Raw genomic sequence first — 15,560 nt, forward strand, 5'->3', positions numbered from 1 at the left:
GCCGGCGCCGGGATCATGCCGCCCTGAAGCGCGCCGGCTCGAGCGGCAGGGAATACGCCCGCACGCCGCTTGCCGCGCCCACCGCATTGGCGACCGCCGCGATCGTGCCGGGCGTGCTGAGTTCGCCCGCACCGCCCGGATTCTCCCGGTTCTCGACGATGTGCACCTCCACCACGGGCGCCGCATGCATGCGCAGGACGGGATAGGTGTCGAAGTTCGCCTGCGCCACGCGCCCTCCCTGGACGATCACGCGCTCCAGCAGGGCGGCCGAGACACCGAACACCACACCGCCTTCGATCTGCGAGCGCACGATGTCGGGATTGACCGCCAGCCCGACGTCGACCGCGCAGGTCACGCGTTCGACCGCGATCTCGCCGCCGGGCGCGAGTTTGACCTGGGCGACGATCGCGGCGTAGCTGCCGAAACCCTCGTAGACCGCGACGCCGCGCCCCGAGCGTGGCGGCAGCGGCGAACCCCAGCCGGAGCGGGCCGCGGCCAGCTCCAGCACGTGGCGGATGCGTGGCTGCGCGCCCCGCATCAGCGCCAGCCGGTAGGCGACCGGGTCCTGTCCGGCGCGCGCCGCCAGCTCGTCCATCACGGTCTCGACGATGAAGACGTTGCGGGTCGGCCCCACGCCGCGCCAGTTACCGACGTTCATGCCGGGCGGCGGCTCGTGGCGGGTGAATTCGATGAAGAGGTTCGGAATGTCGTAGGGGCCGCTGGCCCCATGGACCACACTCAGGTCGACCCCGTTGCGCTGAAAGCTGGGCAGCCAGCGCTGCATGATGTTGGGGCCGACGATCCGGTGGTGCCAGCTGAGCGGGCGCCCCTGGGCGTCGAGGGCCACCCGCACCCGGCTGTGGTTGTGGGCGCGGTAGTAATCGTGCTGGAAGTCCTCGGCGCGGTTCCAGGTGACTTTCACCGGCGCCGCCACCTGGCGCCCAATCGCCACCGCCTGGGCGACGTAGTCGACTTCCAGCCGGCGTCCGAAGCCGCCGCCCAGCAACTGGTTGTGCATGCGGACCCGCTCCAGCGGCAGCCCGGCAGCCTCGGCGGCCGCCTTGTGGGCGCGCCCCAGGATCTGGCTGCCGCACCAGACGTCGCAACGGCCTTCGCGCAGATGGACGGTGCAGTTGAGCGGCTCGATCGCCGCGTGGGCCAGCGACGGCAGGCGGAACACCGATTCGTGCACCCGGGCGGCGGAGCGCTCGGCCGCCGCCACGTCGCCGCTGCGCAGGTGCGGCAGGCCGGCCTCCTCGAGGGCGGCGTCGGCCCGCGCCACCAGCGCGGCGCTGTCGAGGGTGGCGTCGGCGCCGCCTTCCCAGGCGATGTCCAGGGCCTGCACGCCCTGGAAGGCAGACCAGGTGGAGTTCGCGACCACCGCCACCGCATCGGGCAGGCGCAGCACCTGGCGCACGCCCCGGACCTGCAGCGCGCGCGCGTCGTCGACGCGGCCCAGTCGGCCGCCGAAGACCGGGCAGGCGGCGACGGCGGCGTACAGCATCCCTGGCAGGCGCACGTCGATGCCATAGCGGGCGCTGCCATTGACCTTGGCTGGCGCGTCCAGCCGCCGCAGCGACTTGCCGACCAGTTTGTAGTCGTCCGCCTGCTTGAGCGGCGGCTCGGCCGGCACCGGCAAGCGCGAGGCGGCATCCACCAGTTCGCCGTAGGCCAGGCGCCGTCCAGAGCCCGGATGCTGGACCGCGCCGCCGGCGGTCCGGCAATCCGCTACGGCGACGCCCCAGCGCTGGGCCGCTGCTTGCACCAGCATCGCGCGCGCCGCGGCGGCCGCGCCGCGCATGCTGCGCCAGCTGCCGCGCAGCGAGGCCGAACCGCCGCTGATCTGCGCGCCGAGCAGGGGATTGGCGTACAGCGTGTCGTCCGCCGGGGCAGCCTCCAGCACGATGCGCTGCGGATCGAGATCCAGTTCTTCCGCCACGATCATCGCCTGGGACATCATCGCGCCCTGGCCCATCTCGGCATAGGGCATGAAGAGCGTCACCTTGCCGTCGCGGGCGATGCGCAGGAAGGCGTTCGGGGCGAACGCGCTCGCGGAGCCGGCCCCGTTCGCGGGCTCGGGCGCCATGCCGATCACCAGCGCGCCGCCGGTGGCGAGGGAGGCGAGCAGCCAGGCGCGCCGTCCGTGGTCGATCGCCTCGGGCCGATCGGGGTAGTGGTCGGGAAGTGGCTTCATGAGGTCTCTCCACGGGCGGGCGCGCCATCAGCCGGCGCGCGCACTATTATCTTCTTTGCACCTGCCGGCTTGTAGGAAGCGATTGCCTGAATTTGGTACGCCATTGCTGTGTGCCGCGCCCTCATTCCAGACCTTCCTGGCGGCGCGGGCTGGCGCCAAGGGCGAACGCGAGGGCGCAGGCCAGCGCGCCCAACGCGCACACCCCATGCCAGCCGAAGCTGGACCAGCTCAGGGCGCTCAAGCCGGCCATCGTGCCGCCGCCGATGAAGAGGCCCAGGATGTAGATGGTGGTGACGCGGCCGCGGATGTCCTCGCCGAGGCGGTAGATGATGGCCTGGTTCGACACGTCGGAGGCGGTGACGCCGAGGTCGAGCAGCAGCACGCCGGCAGCCAGGCCGGCCAGGCTGTCGCCCCAGCCTGCGAACACCAGCCAGGAGGCGGTCGCCATGCCGGTGCCGGCGCGCACCGCGAAGCGCGCGCCGCGGCGGTCGGCGAGCTTGCCGAACAGGGGCGCGGCCAGGGCGCCGGCGAAGCCGATGACGCCGAACAGGCCCGCGGTGTCGCTGCCCAGATTGAAAGCCGGTCCTTCGAGCAGGAACACGAGGCTGATCCAGAAGGCGTTGAAGGCGCCGAACACCAGGCCCTGGCGCGCCGCCGCGCGGCGCAGCTCGGGCTGGGCGCGGAAGATCGCCAGCAGGGAGCCGAGCAGGGCGGCGTAGCCGAGCCGCGCCTGCTGGCGGATACCCGGCATGCGGCGCGCCAGCACGAGGCCGAGCACGATCATCGCCGCCGAGGCGATCCAGTAAATGGTTGACCAGCCCAGGTGGTGGCCGACGAAGCCGCTCGCGGTGCGGGCCAGCAGGATGCCGGCGAAGCTGCCCTGGGCCAGCAGGCCGGCGACCTGGCCGCGCTGCGCGGGACCGGCGAGCTTGGCGGCGTAGGCGGGCAGCAGGTAGGGCGTGACGGTGGTGAGACCCATCAGCACCATCGCGCCGAGCAGGGTGGGCGTGTCGGGCGCCAGCGTCACCAGGACCAGGGCGCCGACGTGGGAGGCCACCATGCCGAGGATGAGCTTGCGGTCGTCGACGATGTCGCCCAGCGGCAGGAACAGCAGGGCGCCCAGGGCGATGCCGAGCTGGGTGAACATGGGGATGGCGCCGGCCAGCTGCTCGGACATGTTGAAGGCGCGTCCGATCTCGCCCAGCAAGGGCTGCGAGTAGTAGGCGCTGGCGATCGACACACCGCACATCAGGGCTAGCAGGCGGATCAGCCCTGCCGGCAGGCTTGCGGGAACGGTCGCTGCCTTGGGCAGGGCCGGGGATGGCGCACCCTGGACGGCGCCGGTCAGCTTGAGCAAGAGCGCTTGCATGATGTCTCCTGGTGGATGGTGGCGGGGCGGCGGACCGGGTTCAGATCGGGTTGTCCCAGGCTTCGGCCTGATGGCGCTTGAGCATGTCCTCGACAGCCTGAGGGACCACGTTGCGGAATTTGCCGCTGTCGGCGGGAACGATCTCGATCATGCGGTCGATCATTTCCTGGGCGTCCATGCTGCCCTCCGGGGTGGCGAAGAAGTCGTCGAAGGCCTGGCGCAGCGCGGCCGGGCGGGTGAGGTGCCTGCTCTCGTCCAGCCAGCGGAAGGGGTTGTCGGCCATGGTCTCGTTGTAACCCGTGTAATAGGCGCCCGGGTTGATGGTCTGGATCTTGATGCCCCAGGGCGCCAGTTCCTGCTGCAGCGCCTCGGCCACCGACTCCAGCGCATGCTTGGTGGCCACGTAGGTGCCCCAGTTGGCCGGCGTGAACAGGCCGCCCATGGACGAGGTGAACACCACCTTGCGGCCGGCCGCGCGGCCGTCGTCGATCCATTTGCGCACCACTCGCTGGGTCAGGTCGAGCGGCAGGAAGACGTTGACCTCGAAGTTGTTGCGCACCAGGTCGAGCGGGATCTCCCACACCGGTCCGGCCTCGCCCATGCCGGCGTTGTTCCACAGGACGTCGAAGTCCCAGCGCAAGGCCTGGGCGATGTCGTAGCGGTCCGTCAGGTCCAGTCGGGCCACCTTGATGCGCTCGGACAGTCCAAGGCGCGCGACCTCTTCGCGCAGCGGCGTGACCTGGGACGACACGTGCACGGTGGCGATGATGTTGTGACCCTTGCGGGCCATGCCGATGGCTGCGCCGCGTCCGAAGCCGCCTGCGGCGCCGGTGATCAGGATAGTCTTAGACATGTTGCTTTCCTTTCGCTCGATGGGTGGTGGGCTTTGGCGCCGGGCCTGAGGTCCGACGGCAGGGCCAGTGTAGGCCGGCGCATTTCCCAGCACTAGAGCGGGTAAAGGAGAATGATTTTCAGCTTTTCGTTGAAAATGCGGGGGTGTCGCGCACCATTTCGGGGCAGGCGCGGCCAGATGATTGAAGCGGCTTTCCTCATGTTTTCCGCATACTGTCTTTGTGCTAACCTAGCCCGTAGTCTGGTAGCGTTCACTGTGCGCGGCAGGAGCCCATCATGATGACGAGCGCCTACGGCGGCCTGGAAACGTCCCTCGCCGTCCCACCCGTGTTATCGAGTCTCGACCGTCCCTGGGACGGCATGGAAGTGCGGTGTTTCGAGTGGCGCTCGCCCGGCGCGGCGCTCTGGCACGCGCAGGATCGGCACCTGCTCGCCGTTCACTTGGCCGGACCGATGTGCGCGACCCTCGGTCGCGGCGCGATGCTCGAAACGATTCCGGTCGGCGCGGGCAGCGTGGGCTGGCACCCACGCGGTACGGTCTCGAGCTGGACCTGGGAATCGCGCTGCGCGCTGGCCCTGGTCTGCATCGATCCGGCGCTGTTGCGTCACTTGGCGATCGCAAATGGCTGCGCGGACTGGCTGGAGCGCGAGACGCAGGCCTGTCCGGCGCGACGCGACCCTTTCGCGGAACGCCTGGTCGCACTGTTCGTGGATGAACTCAGGAAGCCGCCCCATCCTTTCCAATGCCAGATCAGCCAGGCCCTGACCCAGGCGCTGGGGCTGCATCTGGTGCAGCGCTTCCACGCCAGGCCGGCCCTGCTGGGGCCAGCCCCTCACGGTCTATCGCCGCAGACGCTGGAGCGCGTGCTCGACTACATCGAAACGCACCTGCACGAGCACATCGCGCTGCAGTCGCTGGCCCAGGTAGCCCACGTCAGCCGTTTCCACTTCGCCCGGCTGTTCAAGGAGAGCACGGGCTGCTCTCCCATGGCCTATCTCGAGCGCCGCCGCATCGCCCGGGCCCAGCTGCTGATGCGCCAGGGAGAAGCCTCGCTCGGCAAGATCGCGGCCATGGTTGGCTACGCGGACCAGAGTTACTTCACCCGGCGCTTTCGCCTCAACGTCGGCATGACGCCGGCGGTGTTCGCCCGCCGCCATGCGCGCGCGGCCGCGCAGGAAGCCTAAGCGGCCTGCCGCGGCGAGTCGACGGAGGGCAGGCGCTCCATGTCGGCGGCCAGGCGGTCGACCCGGGCGCGCAGGGCCGCAAGCACCTGGTCGTGCTCGGGCTGTCCCATGCCGCCCACCGCGTAGGCGATGAAGGGTTCCTCGACCTCGATACCGGAAAAGGCGAGTACGCCGCCGGTGAAGGGTTTGAGGAACTGCTCCACGCTGCCGGTGTGGACGGCGTCGGCGTCCAGCTCCGCGCGGGTGCCGCCGGTGGTGATCGACAGCAGGGCGCGCTTGCCGCGCAGCAGGCCGGTCTCGAACATGTGGGTGTCGTCGTAGGCGAAGCCCTTGCCGAACACCCGTTCGACCCAGCCTTTCAGGATGGCCGGGACCGCGTACCACCAGAGCGGGAACTGGAACACGACCAGGTCGGCGGCGCGCAGCGCCTTGTGCTGGTACTGGATGTCGCAGCGGTAGCCGTCGCTGTGCTGGGCCAGGCGCTGCTCGTGCGCCAGCGAGAAGCGCACTGGATCGTGCAGCATCCGGAAGTCGGCGCTCGAGGGCGCTGCGCGGAAGCGCTGGGCGTAGAGGTCGGAGACCGCCACGCTCCAGCCTCGCGCTTCGAACTGGTCCTGCATGGCTGCGGCCATCGCATGATTCATGCTCTTGGGTTCGGGGTGGGCAATCACGATCAGGACGTTCATTATTGTTCCTCGCAATCAGGCCGGACCGGGATGGCCACGGTGTCCTCCAGGTCGGCGCGGCGGCGTCCGAGATCCGGTGGTAGTGAAGCGAGTGTAGGCAGCGCGGCGGCACGCGACTAGTGGGCCTTCGCGCACAACATCTTTACCTGCCGGTTGCGAATCCGGCGGATCGGCTCGGCCAAGCCGGCGCGCTGGTGCCGATCGCTGCCGGGCCGAGGGCGGATGCCATCCCGGCGAGCGCCATCCTTTGCCCGACCGCCTGCCCCGATCCTCGGTGCCGGGCGCCGGTGGTGTCGCCGGCTGGTCGCGGCTGCAGGAAGGCGGTTTCAGGCCGTTGGAATGCGCGCAACCACCTTGAGTTCGAGATCGAAACCGTAAAGCCAGGTAACGCCGACCGCCGTCGCCGTGGGGTACGGGGCCTCGCCCCAGAACTCTCGCACCACGCGCCAGATGCGTTCGAACTTCTCCTGCGGATCGACGATATAGATCGTGAAGTCGACAACGTCGTCGAAGCTGCATCCTCCGGCTTCCAGAACGGCGTTCAGGTTCGCGAACGCGCATCTGACTTGCGCCTCCAGGTCCGGCTCCGGCGTGCCGTCATCGCGATTGCCCGTCTGTCCCGATACAAACAGGAACCCTCCGGACCGCACGGCAGGGGAATAACGATTCAGCTCATACAGGCCGCGCGGACCTGGCGGGAACACGACGTCGCGCTTGTTCATGGCTGGCTCCTGGCGCAAGAAGAGAGGGATTCAAGTCTAGTACGGCGGCGGCCAGCCAGCTATTGGGCGAAAGGCTCAATCCAGGCGCAAGCCAGGAGAGCCTGCCTCGTTGGGCCAGCGCGACCCGTCCCGGGCGAAGGCGACAGGTCCGTCGTAGGCCGCCCGTATCGAGGCCAGTACCGCTTCCTTCGCATTGTCGATTCCTGGATTCAGGTGGGTGAGCAGGAGTGCGGAGACCCGCGCATCGCGGGCCAGCTCGCCGATGGCCCGCGGGGGCGTATGGAGCTCATAGAGCTGGGCCGGGGAACCTGGAGGGTCCAGCACCACCGAATTAAACACCAGCAAGTCCACCCCGCGAGCCAGTCGCCTCAGGGCGGCATGTCCCTTGTTGTCGATATCGCCGCTGAAGCAGATGCTTCGTCCCTGGTACTCGATACGGTAGATGATCGCCGGCGCCTCTCCATGGTGGCCGGCGCTGGCGAGAATGCGCAGGCCGTCGCGGGCAACTAGGACCCTCTCGCTTGCCGAGGAAGCCACATCCCGTACGTGAAAGCGCAGGGGCGCGGCGAAATCAGGAAGATAGGCGAAGGCGCCACCTTTGCCGAATAGCAACGCAATCAGCCGCGTCGTCGACGGGAAACCGGGGCCGCCGCCTGGACCGACGACGGTGAGCGCAGCGGGACCGCCGCCGCCCACAACACGCGCCTTGAGCAGGGCTGGCAGTCCGCCCGCATGATCGGCGTGCAGATGGGTCAGCAGTATGGTGTCGAGCTTGGCCAGGCTCAGTCCGGTCTCACCAAGGCGGGTGAAAGCGCCGCCACCCGCGTCGACCAGGATGCGGGGCACGCCGTCGAGCAGCACCAGGAAGCTGCTGCCGGCGCGACCGACGGCGCCGGGGCCGCCTGACCCGAGTACCACGAGTCCAATCCCGGCGTCCTGCTGGGCGGAGGCTGGAAGACAGTTCGCAAGCATGGCGGCGGCAAGCGACAGCACTGCGCGGCGCGAAACCCGATGTGGACGGAACATGGCGCTCTCCTGCGGTCTCGGAAATGCATGATCGCACATTCTGGCGCGCCGCATGAGGATCGGGCTGGCCAGGGGGCAGCGGCGGCGGCGGATCCGATGCGGTATGCTGTCGACCTTTGTGGAATGCGGTGACGAGAGGCGTGAATGAGGAAAGCGCAAGTTGCGGACCAAGGCCCGTGGGACAAGCGCAAGGACGAGGGGCGCCTGCCGCCGCGCTTGGCGATGCCCGCGTCCGAGGCGGAGCGGGAGGCGCTCGACTCCGGGCGCGCGCGCCGGGTGGAGCAGGCGCGCGGCATCGCTTCGATTCCGGCACTGCGCGAGGCGATCCGCCAGGCGTCCGAGCGACTACCTGCGGCAGACACCATTCCGAGCCTGGGCCGCCTGGACAGCGCGGCTTTCCGGCTTCGCGCAGCCGAGGGCCTGCCTTTTCTGATCGAGGGGGTGGTGAACCGCTGGCCGATCGCGGCGCTCGACCGCTCGGTGCTGCGCGGACGCTTCGGCGCGTTGCCGGTGCGGGCCCGGGTCGGCGACTACGTCGGGACCGCGTTCGCGCCCGACCGCGCGATGCGGGACATGAGCATGGCGAACTATCTCGACCTGGTCGCGCAGGATTCCAGCCCGCTGCCTCCCTACGTGGGCAACCTGGGTCTACGTGAGCTCAACGCGCTGTGCCATTGGCCCAACTACTTTGCCAAGCCTGGCCCGGCGCGCTTCTGGATCGGCCCGGAGCGCACGGTCACACCCCTGCACTGCGACTACGACGACAACCTGTTCGCCCAGGTATGGGGGAGCAAGCGCATCTTTCTGGCGCCGCCGCATCACGACCGCTACCTGTACGCCCGCGAAGCCAATCCTTTGCTGTTCGCCTCTCCTTTCGACCCCGAAGCGCCGGACTACGCGGCCTACCCGCTCGCCCGTCATGCCACGTTGGCCGAATGCATCGTCGGGCCGGGGGATCTGCTCTACGTGCCAGCGGGCTGGTACCACCAGGTGCGGGCGCTGAGCTTCTCGCTGTCTTCCAACCGCTGGTCGAGGGCCCTGCCGATGGCACTTGGCGGTCGAATGCCCTGAGCGCCATTCCGGCCGGGTAGCAAGGCGAATGTTCACCCCGGCGAAATAATGTATTGCAAGCAGTGGGTATTCCGGAGGCCCGCATTATTGCTGACAATGATCTCCACGATGATCCAAACCAGGCCGACCCAGGCCGACTTTTTATGTGGAGACGCAGCATGACGATGACATCGGTTTATCATGAAGGCGAACGGGCCGTGCAGCAGTCGGCGGGCGAGGTCGCCATTGCCGACCGCAATGGCGTGGTCATCGCCGACACCATCCTGGGCGGCGCCCGGCCCTTCCTGCAGAAGCAGTCCATGGTGGTGCTGGGCAGCGTGGACGCGGAGGGCGCGCCCTGGTCGACGGTGCTGTACGGGCCGCCGGGCTTCGCCCACGCCGACGTCGCCGACGCCGTGATCCTTGACCTGCCACTCGCGCGGCGCGACCCGGGCGATCCGTTCTGGGCCAACATCGGCGCCAATCCGGCCATCGGCATGCTGTTCATCGAACTCGGCTCGCGCCGCCGCTACCGCATCAACGGAACGCTGGCGCGCCTGGACGACCAGGGTATCGAAGTAAGCGTGCGCGAAGCCTACCCGAATTGTCCGAAATACATCCAGCGCCGCCAGCTGCGCGGCATGGACGGCGAATCGTCGCCGGCGCTCCTGGGCGAGGGCAGGGCCGTGGTGGGCGAGGTGCGCGACATCGTGCGCAGCGCCGACACCGTGTTCGTGGCCAGCAACCACCCGCAGCGCGGCGCCGACGCCTCGCATCGGGGCGGCAACCCGGGCTTCGTGCAAGTGGTGCACGAAGGCCTGCTGCGCATCCCCGACTATCCCGGCAACAGCCTGTTCAACACTTTCGGCAACTTCCAGGTCGACCCGCGCGTCGGCCTGTGCGTGCCCGACTTCGCCGGCCAGCGCATGCTGCAGCTGAGCGGCCGGGCGCGCGTGCTGCATGGCCAGGACGACGGCGCCCACCTGAGCGCCGGCACCGGCCGCTTCTGGGAAATCGAGGTCGATCGCTGGCTGCTGCGCCGCGTGCCGCAGCGGCTGGAATGGGAATACCTGGACGCCTCGCCCTTCAACCCCGCCGTCGTGGAGGGCTGAATCATGCGCTACCGTATCGACGCCATCATTCCCCACGGGCCGGCGGTCAAGGAGTTTCGCCTGGCTCCGCTCGACGGCGCGCCGCTTCCGCCCTGGCAGCCGGGCGCCCACGTGGAACTCCGCTTCCGCTCGCGCGCCGGGAACACGCACACCAATGCCTATTCGGTGGTCGGTGAAGCCGAGGGGCTGCTGCGCATCGCGGTGCAGCGCGAGGACCAGGGACGCGGCGGCTCGCGCGTGCTGCACGAGGAATTCGCGCCCGGCATGGAGCTGGAGCTGAGCCAGCCCCTGGACAGTTTCCGGCTGCATGCCGGCAGCGCGCGCACCGTCCTGATCGCGGGCGGCATCGGCATCACGCCGATCCTGCCGATGGCGCGCGCGCTCGAGGCCTCCGGCGCCGCCTACGAGTTGCACTACATCGCACATGCTCCCGAGCGCCTGGTGCTGGCCGAGGACTGGCAGTCACTGGACCAGGGCTGCGTGCGCACCTACGTGACGCAGCGCGACGGGCGCCCCGACCTGGATGCGCTGATCGGCCCATGGGAAGAGGGCTGCGAACTGCATGCCTGCGGGCCGGTCTCCCTGCTGGAGGCGATCCGCGCCAGCGCCACCGCCCAGGGCTGGCCGCAACAGCACATCCGCTTCGAAAGTTTCGGCGCGCGCGCCCAGGACCAGGACCGTCCGCTGCGCGTGCACCTGGTCCAGAGCGGAATGACGCTCGATGTCGCCCCAGGCAAGTCGATCCTGGACGCCATGATCGAGGCCGAGGCCTTCGTCTCCTACGAGTGCAAACGGGGCGAGTGCGGCAACTGCTACGCGGCCGTCGTCAGGGGCGATCCCGTGCACCGCGACGTCTGCCTCACCCCCGACCAGCGCGCACAGGGCATGACCCCCTGTGTGTCCTGGGCCAGCGGTCCCGAGCTTGAGCTCGATCTCTAAGCGCCATCTGATCCATTTTTTTCCACACGACCTACGAGGTAAAGCATGTCGACCAATCAAGAAATCCGTCCCCCGCTCCCGCCCTTCACCCGCGAAACGGCGATCCAGAAGGTGCGCCTCGCCGAAGACGGTTGGAACAGCCGCGACGCCGCCAAGGTGGCGCTGGCCTACAGCCTGGACACCCGCTGGCGCAACCGCGCCGAGTTCTGCAACGGCCGCGACGAGGCGCGCGCCTTCCTCGAGCGTAAATGGAACAAGGAGCTCGAGTACCGCCTGATCAAGGAATTGTGGGCCTTCACGGACAACCGCATCGCGGTGCGCTACGCCTACGAAAGCCGCGACGACTCGGGCAACTGGTACCGCTCCTACGGCAACGAGAACTGGGAATTCGGCCCGGACGGCCTGATGATCAACCGCTACGCCTGCATCAACGACATGCCGATCAAGGAAGAGGAGCGCAAGTTCCGCTGGCCGCTGGGACGCCGCCCCGACGACCACCCCGGCCTGTCCGAGCTCGGGCTCTGATTCCTTCCGGCCCGCAGGGCCGTCCAAGAGCAAGGCCAGCCGTCCCGTATCCGGGCGCCTGGCCTTGAATGCTTGCGCCTGCGGTTTCAGCGCGGGCCGGCCCCAAGCTGGCGCAGGAAGGCGCGGGTCAGCGCGCTCACTTCGTCGAGCCGGGTGTCCATCACGAAGTGGCCGCCGTCCAGCACGTGCACCTGGGCCTGGGGCAGGTCGCGCCGGAAAGCGTGGGCGCCGGCTTCGACGAAGGCCAGGTCGTGTCGGCCCCAGACCACCAGGGTGGGGAGCTGGCGCTGCCTGAGCCAGGCCTGCCATTGCGGATAGGCGGCCAGGTTGTGGCGGTAGTCGTAGATCAGGTCGGCCTGGATGCGCGCCTGGCCTGGACGGTTCAGGTAGGCGACTTCGTCCATCCACAGGTCGGGATCGTAGGCTTCCACGTTCGGGTCGCTGCCGACATGGCGTGCGCGCGTGAGCGCCACGGACTGGTGTGCGGCCACCACCTCGGCCTCGTGGGCGGCGCGGTCGGCCCAATACGGTTTGCGCTTGGCCCACATGGCGCCAAGGCCTTCCTCGTACACGTTCCCGTTCTGGAACACCATGGCGCGCACCGCCTGCGGACGCGCCACGGCCAGGCGCATCCCGACCGGGGCGCCATAGTCCTGCATCAGCAGGACGTAGCGCCGCATCCCGAGCGCGTCGGCGAATTGCCCCATGGTCTGCGCCAGGTGCTCGAAGCTGTAGGCGTAGCGCGCCGGATCGGGCGCCTGGCTGTTGCCGAAGCCGGGGTAGTCCGGGGCCACCAGGTGGAACTCGTCGCCCAGGCGCCGCATCAGCGCGTCGTACATGCGCGAGGAGCTGGGCACGCCGTGCAGTAGCAGGACGCTGGGCTTGGCGGGATCGCCCGCCTCGCGGTAGGCGATGCTGACCCCATCGACTTGGACGCTGCGGTAGGCGATCGGCGCGGCTTGCGCCGCCTGACTGGCGCCGGCCAGGACGAGGGCGGCGGCGGCGAGAGTATGCATGGGGAACTCCTGTGTCGTTGAGGGGAATGGCGCTGTCGCGCGCAGGTCCGCGGCGCTGCAGCGGATGCAAGAATTCTAGGTTCGCGCCGGCCCGGGGAAAACCGCCCGCGCATGAATACAATCTTTCGCCAGGCGCAATGCCCGGCCTAGCGCTTCCCCTCCGCCGGCGCCTCGGCGTCGTGGCGGCGGCAGGGCGCGACCTGGGCCCGCACTTCGGCGATCTGGTCCGGGCGGTAACCCACCTGCGCCATGCGCGCCAGGTCTGCGGCAGCGGGCGCGCCGGGGTCGTCGAGCAGACGGCCCACGAAGGCCAAGCAGGCACTTCCCTTCGCGTCATGGCTGGTGCCGCCGGCGTTGGCCGCCATCTCGGCGCGGTTCATGCCGGCCGCGCGGCCCCATTCCTGCAGCAGGGCCGGCGACATGCCCGGGCAACCGCGCTGGGCGAGGTAGAGCGCGATACGGATGCGGGTCGGCGCGCCGAGCGCCGCGTCGCCCGCCTGCGCGTCGAGCGCCGCCGGAGGGCGCTGATCGAACGAGGGAGTGTCCGGAACGGTATGCTGTGTCATGATAGGAATGGGTTCGGATGATTGCTGACACGTGCATTCTGCGAAATAATGGGGCGCAGAGAAATCGCCCCTGCAACAAAGCTGTCTTTCGCTCGGAGAAATAAGTGGACCAGATTCACCTGATGCAGGTCTTTGCCGCCGTCGGCGAGGAAGAGGGTTTCGCCGCGGCCGCGCGCCGCCTCGACCTGTCGCCGGCGGCGGTCACGCGCGCGATCGCCAGCCTGGAGGAGAAGCTGGGTGTCAAGCTGCTGCTGCGCACCACCCGTAACGTGAGGCTGACCGAGGCCGGCCAGCGCTACCTGGACGACGTGCGCAACATCCTGGCCAGCATCGAGGAAGCCAACGAAGCGGCGGCTGGCGTCAACGCCGCGCCCAAGGGCAACCTGACGATCACCGCCTCGGTGCTGTTCGGGAAAAGCTTCGTCATGCCCTGCATCGTGCGCTACCTGAGCGAATATCCCGAGGTCGAGGTGACGGCGCTGTTCCTGGACCGGATCGTCAACCTGGTCGACGAGGGCATCGACGTCGCGGTGCGCATCGGCCACCTGCCGGATTCCAGCCTCAAGGCGCTGCGGGTGGGGCAGGTGCGGCGTGTGCTGTGCGCCTCGCCCGAATACCTGGCCAGGCGCGGCGTGCCCCAGCACCCGTCCGACCTTCTGCACCACACCGTGATCGCCGCCAGCGGCGTGTCGCCCCGGGTCGAGTGGAAGTTCGGCGCGGTCGACGACCCCACCATGGTGCGCCTGCGCCCGCGCCTGACCGTCACCAGCAACGACGCGGCGATCGAGGCGGCGTCGGCGGGCCTGGGCATCTGCCGGCTGCTGTCCTACCAGATCGCGGACGAACTCGGCGCCGGCCGCCTGAAGATCGTGCTGGAAGAGTACGAGGAGGCGCCCTGGCCGGTGCACCTGGTGCACCGCGAGAGCAAGTTCGGTTCGTCCAAGGTGAGGAATTTCATCGACCTGCTGGCCGAGCACCTGCGCGCCCACCCGCACCTGAACTGACGGAGCTGTTTCGCGTGGCGTAACGATCTATTGCTTTACACATGGTTTATCTCTCCGTGCGGCGTCCCTAGAATGGCCTCATCCGCTGCAGACACAGCGGACCGAACTCTAGCGACTCAACCAACACCAAGGAGAACCACCATGAAAGCAGCCATCATCATCCTGTCCGATCCGAAAGCCGGCGAAGAAGCGCTCGGCCGCATGTTCAACGGGCTGGCCGCCGCCTACGACTTCAAGCAGAAGGATACCGAGGTCGGCATCTACTTCCAGGGTACCGGCACCCGCTGGCCCGGCGTGCTGGCGAACAGCGCGCACCCGATCCACGCGCTGTATAAAGCGGTGGAAGACCGGGTGGTGGGCATCTCCTGCGGCTGCGCCGACGTGTTCGGGGCGCGCGAGGAAGTCGAGAAAGCCGGCTTCGACCTGATCACCGACAACAGCGTGCCCGGCACCTCGGGCCTGCCGAGCATCGCCCAGATCTCGGCTGACGGCTACACCGTCTTCACCTTCTAAGCCTGCGCCGGACGGGACCCGATCACAATAGTGGCCGGGCCCGTCCTCATGCGACACCGCAATGAACACCGTCGTCCTTCCCCCGGCGGAGCCAGCCGAGATCCTGATGCTCTACCCTGGCGGCTATCCGGTCCATCTCGATGTCCCTCAGTGCGACATCGGTGGGGCCGGGACCGCGATGCGGTTCACCTTACCCCTGCGCGGCCATAACCTTCCCCTACGCCACGCGCGCGAGCGCAAAATGGTGGTCGCCCTGTCCGGCGAACTGCGGGTGCGCAGTGGTGCGCGAGTCCTGGCGGTGCTTCGTCCCGGCGAGGCGCTGTTGCTGCCGCAGGGCGTCGGTCACAGGATTTTCCAGCATGGACCGGAGCCGAGCACCGTCGGCGTCGCCCTGTGGCCAGGGAGGGTCGAAGAAGCCTTTCGCGCGCTGGCGCGGGCCGTCGAGGCGCGCGGCTTCGCGCGTGAGGAGGCCGCGCGAATCCTGGCGTCATTCGGGCTTGCCTGGGACAATGGCGCGACGCATGAGGCCAGAGGCGACGTCGCTGTCCTGCCGGCCTGCGTGGCGCTGGAACGGCTGCCGCTCCTGCTGGCGGGCGCGCTGCGTGAGCGATGGCGAACATGGCTGCGGCTGTCCCCGGGAACTGGACGCGCGAACCGCATCGAGGGGATGGAGCCTGGTGCGACACTCGCCCCGGTGAACGCGAGCAAGCGCTCGTAAACGCTTGTTTCCCCTCTGGTCGGCTGGCGATTCGAACCGCATTTCGAGGTGATCCAGCAATCCGGCGAGTGCGGGGCTGCGCA

Annotated in this window: 16 protein-coding genes; 8 read left to right on the forward strand and 8 right to left on the reverse strand. The window is 68.8% G+C overall.

Features of this window, described 5'->3' with window-relative positions; genetic code table 11:
- Nucleotides 1-13 precede the first annotated feature (13 nt).
- The 3 genes from B0920_RS04655 to B0920_RS04665 all read right to left on the reverse strand — a co-directional run bounded on the left by B0920_RS04655 (nt 14) and on the right by B0920_RS04665 (nt 4,416).
- Nucleotides 14-2,194 carry a molybdopterin cofactor-binding domain-containing protein gene (locus B0920_RS04655; protein ID WP_078031386.1) on the reverse strand — a complete coding sequence of 727 codons (2,181 nt, stop codon included), beginning with the start codon at nt 2,192-2,194 and terminating at the stop codon, nt 14-16.
- 121 nt (nt 2,195-2,315) lie between these two features.
- Complete coding sequence (locus B0920_RS04660) at nt 2,316-3,563, reverse strand: MFS transporter (RefSeq protein WP_078031387.1); 1,248 nt, start codon at nt 3,561-3,563, stop codon at nt 2,316-2,318.
- A gap of 40 nt (nt 3,564-3,603) precedes the next feature.
- The gene (locus B0920_RS04665; protein WP_078031388.1) at nt 3,604-4,416 is read right to left on the reverse strand and encodes an SDR family oxidoreductase; all 813 of its coding nucleotides are present in this window, start codon (nt 4,414-4,416) and stop codon (nt 3,604-3,606) included.
- A 275-nt stretch (nt 4,417-4,691) separates the two neighbouring features.
- Here B0920_RS04665 and B0920_RS04670 point away from each other — a divergent pair, with 275 nt between their 5' ends.
- Nucleotides 4,692-5,600 (forward strand): helix-turn-helix domain-containing protein, encoded by a 909-nt coding sequence (locus B0920_RS04670; RefSeq protein WP_078031389.1) that lies wholly within the window; start codon nt 4,692-4,694, stop codon nt 5,598-5,600.
- On the opposite strand, the gene B0920_RS04675 is transcribed toward B0920_RS04670, so the two are convergent.
- The 3 genes from B0920_RS04675 to B0920_RS04685 all read right to left on the reverse strand — a co-directional run bounded on the left by B0920_RS04675 (nt 5,597) and on the right by B0920_RS04685 (nt 8,034).
- Entirely contained in the window at nt 5,597-6,286 is a 690-nt protein-coding gene (locus B0920_RS04675) for an NAD(P)H-dependent oxidoreductase (RefSeq protein WP_078031390.1), read from the reverse strand. The two genes, B0920_RS04670 and B0920_RS04675, sit on opposite strands and share 4 nt — an antisense overlap.
- 326 nt (nt 6,287-6,612) lie before the next feature.
- Nucleotides 6,613-7,008, reverse strand: a complete 396-nt coding sequence (locus B0920_RS04680) for a RidA family protein (protein ID WP_078031391.1) — start codon at nt 7,006-7,008, stop codon at nt 6,613-6,615.
- A 75-nt stretch (nt 7,009-7,083) separates the two neighbouring features.
- Nucleotides 7,084-8,034 (reverse strand): MBL fold metallo-hydrolase, encoded by a 951-nt coding sequence (locus B0920_RS04685; RefSeq protein ID WP_229455177.1) that lies wholly within the window; start codon nt 8,032-8,034, stop codon nt 7,084-7,086.
- Between the two features lie 144 nt (nt 8,035-8,178).
- On the opposite strand from B0920_RS04685, the gene B0920_RS04690 reads away from it, so the two are divergent.
- From B0920_RS04690 to B0920_RS04705, 4 genes are all read left to right on the forward strand, one after another.
- A complete protein-coding gene (locus tag B0920_RS04690; protein WP_078031392.1) occupies nt 8,179-9,105 on the forward strand; it encodes a cupin-like domain-containing protein in 927 nt (308 codons plus the stop codon).
- Between the two features lie 158 nt (nt 9,106-9,263).
- Nucleotides 9,264-10,196, forward strand: coding sequence for a pyridoxamine 5'-phosphate oxidase family protein (locus B0920_RS04695; RefSeq protein WP_078031393.1), 933 nt, complete (start codon nt 9,264-9,266; stop codon nt 10,194-10,196).
- 3 nt (nt 10,197-10,199) lie between these two features.
- Nucleotides 10,200-11,135 carry a PDR/VanB family oxidoreductase gene (locus B0920_RS04700; RefSeq protein WP_078031394.1) on the forward strand — a complete coding sequence of 312 codons (936 nt, stop codon included), beginning with the start codon at nt 10,200-10,202 and terminating at the stop codon, nt 11,133-11,135.
- A gap of 45 nt (nt 11,136-11,180) precedes the next feature.
- Nucleotides 11,181-11,660, forward strand: a complete 480-nt coding sequence (locus tag B0920_RS04705) for a nuclear transport factor 2 family protein (protein ID WP_078031395.1) — start codon at nt 11,181-11,183, stop codon at nt 11,658-11,660.
- 86 nt (nt 11,661-11,746) lie between these two features.
- Here the strand turns inward: B0920_RS04705 and B0920_RS04710 are convergent, their stop codons facing one another.
- Entirely contained in the window at nt 11,747-12,676 is a 930-nt protein-coding gene (locus B0920_RS04710; protein WP_078031396.1) for an alpha/beta fold hydrolase, read from the reverse strand.
- A gap of 146 nt (nt 12,677-12,822) precedes the next feature.
- A complete protein-coding gene (locus B0920_RS04715; RefSeq protein WP_078031397.1) occupies nt 12,823-13,242 on the reverse strand; it encodes a hypothetical protein in 420 nt (139 codons plus the stop codon).
- A gap of 104 nt (nt 13,243-13,346) precedes the next feature.
- Between B0920_RS04715 and B0920_RS04720 the strand changes: the two genes are divergently transcribed.
- The 3 genes from B0920_RS04720 (at nt 13,347) to B0920_RS04730 (ending at nt 15,477) form a co-directional block, all read left to right on the forward strand.
- Nucleotides 13,347-14,246, forward strand: coding sequence for a LysR family transcriptional regulator (locus B0920_RS04720; protein WP_078031398.1), 900 nt, complete (start codon nt 13,347-13,349; stop codon nt 14,244-14,246).
- Between the two features lie 141 nt (nt 14,247-14,387).
- Entirely contained in the window at nt 14,388-14,759 is a 372-nt protein-coding gene (locus B0920_RS04725) for a DsrE family protein (protein ID WP_078031399.1), read from the forward strand.
- Nucleotides 14,760-14,820: 61 nt separating this feature from the next.
- Nucleotides 14,821-15,477, forward strand: a complete 657-nt coding sequence (locus B0920_RS04730; protein WP_078031400.1) for a cupin domain-containing protein — start codon at nt 14,821-14,823, stop codon at nt 15,475-15,477.
- Nucleotides 15,478-15,560: the final 83 nt, after the last annotated feature.

Origin of the sequence: Massilia sp. KIM (assembly GCF_002007115.1) — a bacterium.
In the GTDB taxonomy this organism is placed as follows: domain Bacteria; phylum Pseudomonadota; class Gammaproteobacteria; order Burkholderiales; family Burkholderiaceae_D; genus Telluria.

Excerpts from the sequence above, each read along its gene's own strand:
- B0920_RS04655 (WP_078031386.1), bottom strand. The coding sequence starts at position 2,194 with ATGAAGCCACTTCCCGACCACTACCCCGATCGGCCCGAGGCGATCGAC.
- B0920_RS04660 (WP_078031387.1), bottom strand. The coding sequence starts at position 3,563 with ATGCAAGCGCTCTTGCTCAAGCTGACCGGCGCCGTCCAGGGTGCGCCA.
- B0920_RS04665 (WP_078031388.1), bottom strand. The coding sequence starts at position 4,416 with ATGTCTAAGACTATCCTGATCACCGGCGCCGCAGGCGGCTTCGGACGC.
- B0920_RS04670 (WP_078031389.1), top strand. The coding sequence starts at position 4,692 with ATGATGACGAGCGCCTACGGCGGCCTGGAAACGTCCCTCGCCGTCCCA.
- B0920_RS04675 (WP_078031390.1), bottom strand. The coding sequence starts at position 6,286 with ATGAACGTCCTGATCGTGATTGCCCACCCCGAACCCAAGAGCATGAAT.
- B0920_RS04680 (WP_078031391.1), bottom strand. The coding sequence starts at position 7,008 with ATGAACAAGCGCGACGTCGTGTTCCCGCCAGGTCCGCGCGGCCTGTAT.
- B0920_RS04685 (WP_229455177.1), bottom strand. The coding sequence starts at position 8,034 with ATGTTCCGTCCACATCGGGTTTCGCGCCGCGCAGTGCTGTCGCTTGCC.
- B0920_RS04690 (WP_078031392.1), top strand. The coding sequence starts at position 8,179 with ATGAGGAAAGCGCAAGTTGCGGACCAAGGCCCGTGGGACAAGCGCAAG.
- B0920_RS04695 (WP_078031393.1), top strand. The coding sequence starts at position 9,264 with ATGACGATGACATCGGTTTATCATGAAGGCGAACGGGCCGTGCAGCAG.
- B0920_RS04700 (WP_078031394.1), top strand. The coding sequence starts at position 10,200 with ATGCGCTACCGTATCGACGCCATCATTCCCCACGGGCCGGCGGTCAAG.
- B0920_RS04705 (WP_078031395.1), top strand. The coding sequence starts at position 11,181 with ATGTCGACCAATCAAGAAATCCGTCCCCCGCTCCCGCCCTTCACCCGC.
- B0920_RS04710 (WP_078031396.1), bottom strand. The coding sequence starts at position 12,676 with ATGCATACTCTCGCCGCCGCCGCCCTCGTCCTGGCCGGCGCCAGTCAG.
- B0920_RS04715 (WP_078031397.1), bottom strand. The coding sequence starts at position 13,242 with ATGACACAGCATACCGTTCCGGACACTCCCTCGTTCGATCAGCGCCCT.
- B0920_RS04725 (WP_078031399.1), top strand. The coding sequence starts at position 14,388 with ATGAAAGCAGCCATCATCATCCTGTCCGATCCGAAAGCCGGCGAAGAA.
- B0920_RS04730 (WP_078031400.1), top strand. The coding sequence starts at position 14,821 with ATGAACACCGTCGTCCTTCCCCCGGCGGAGCCAGCCGAGATCCTGATG.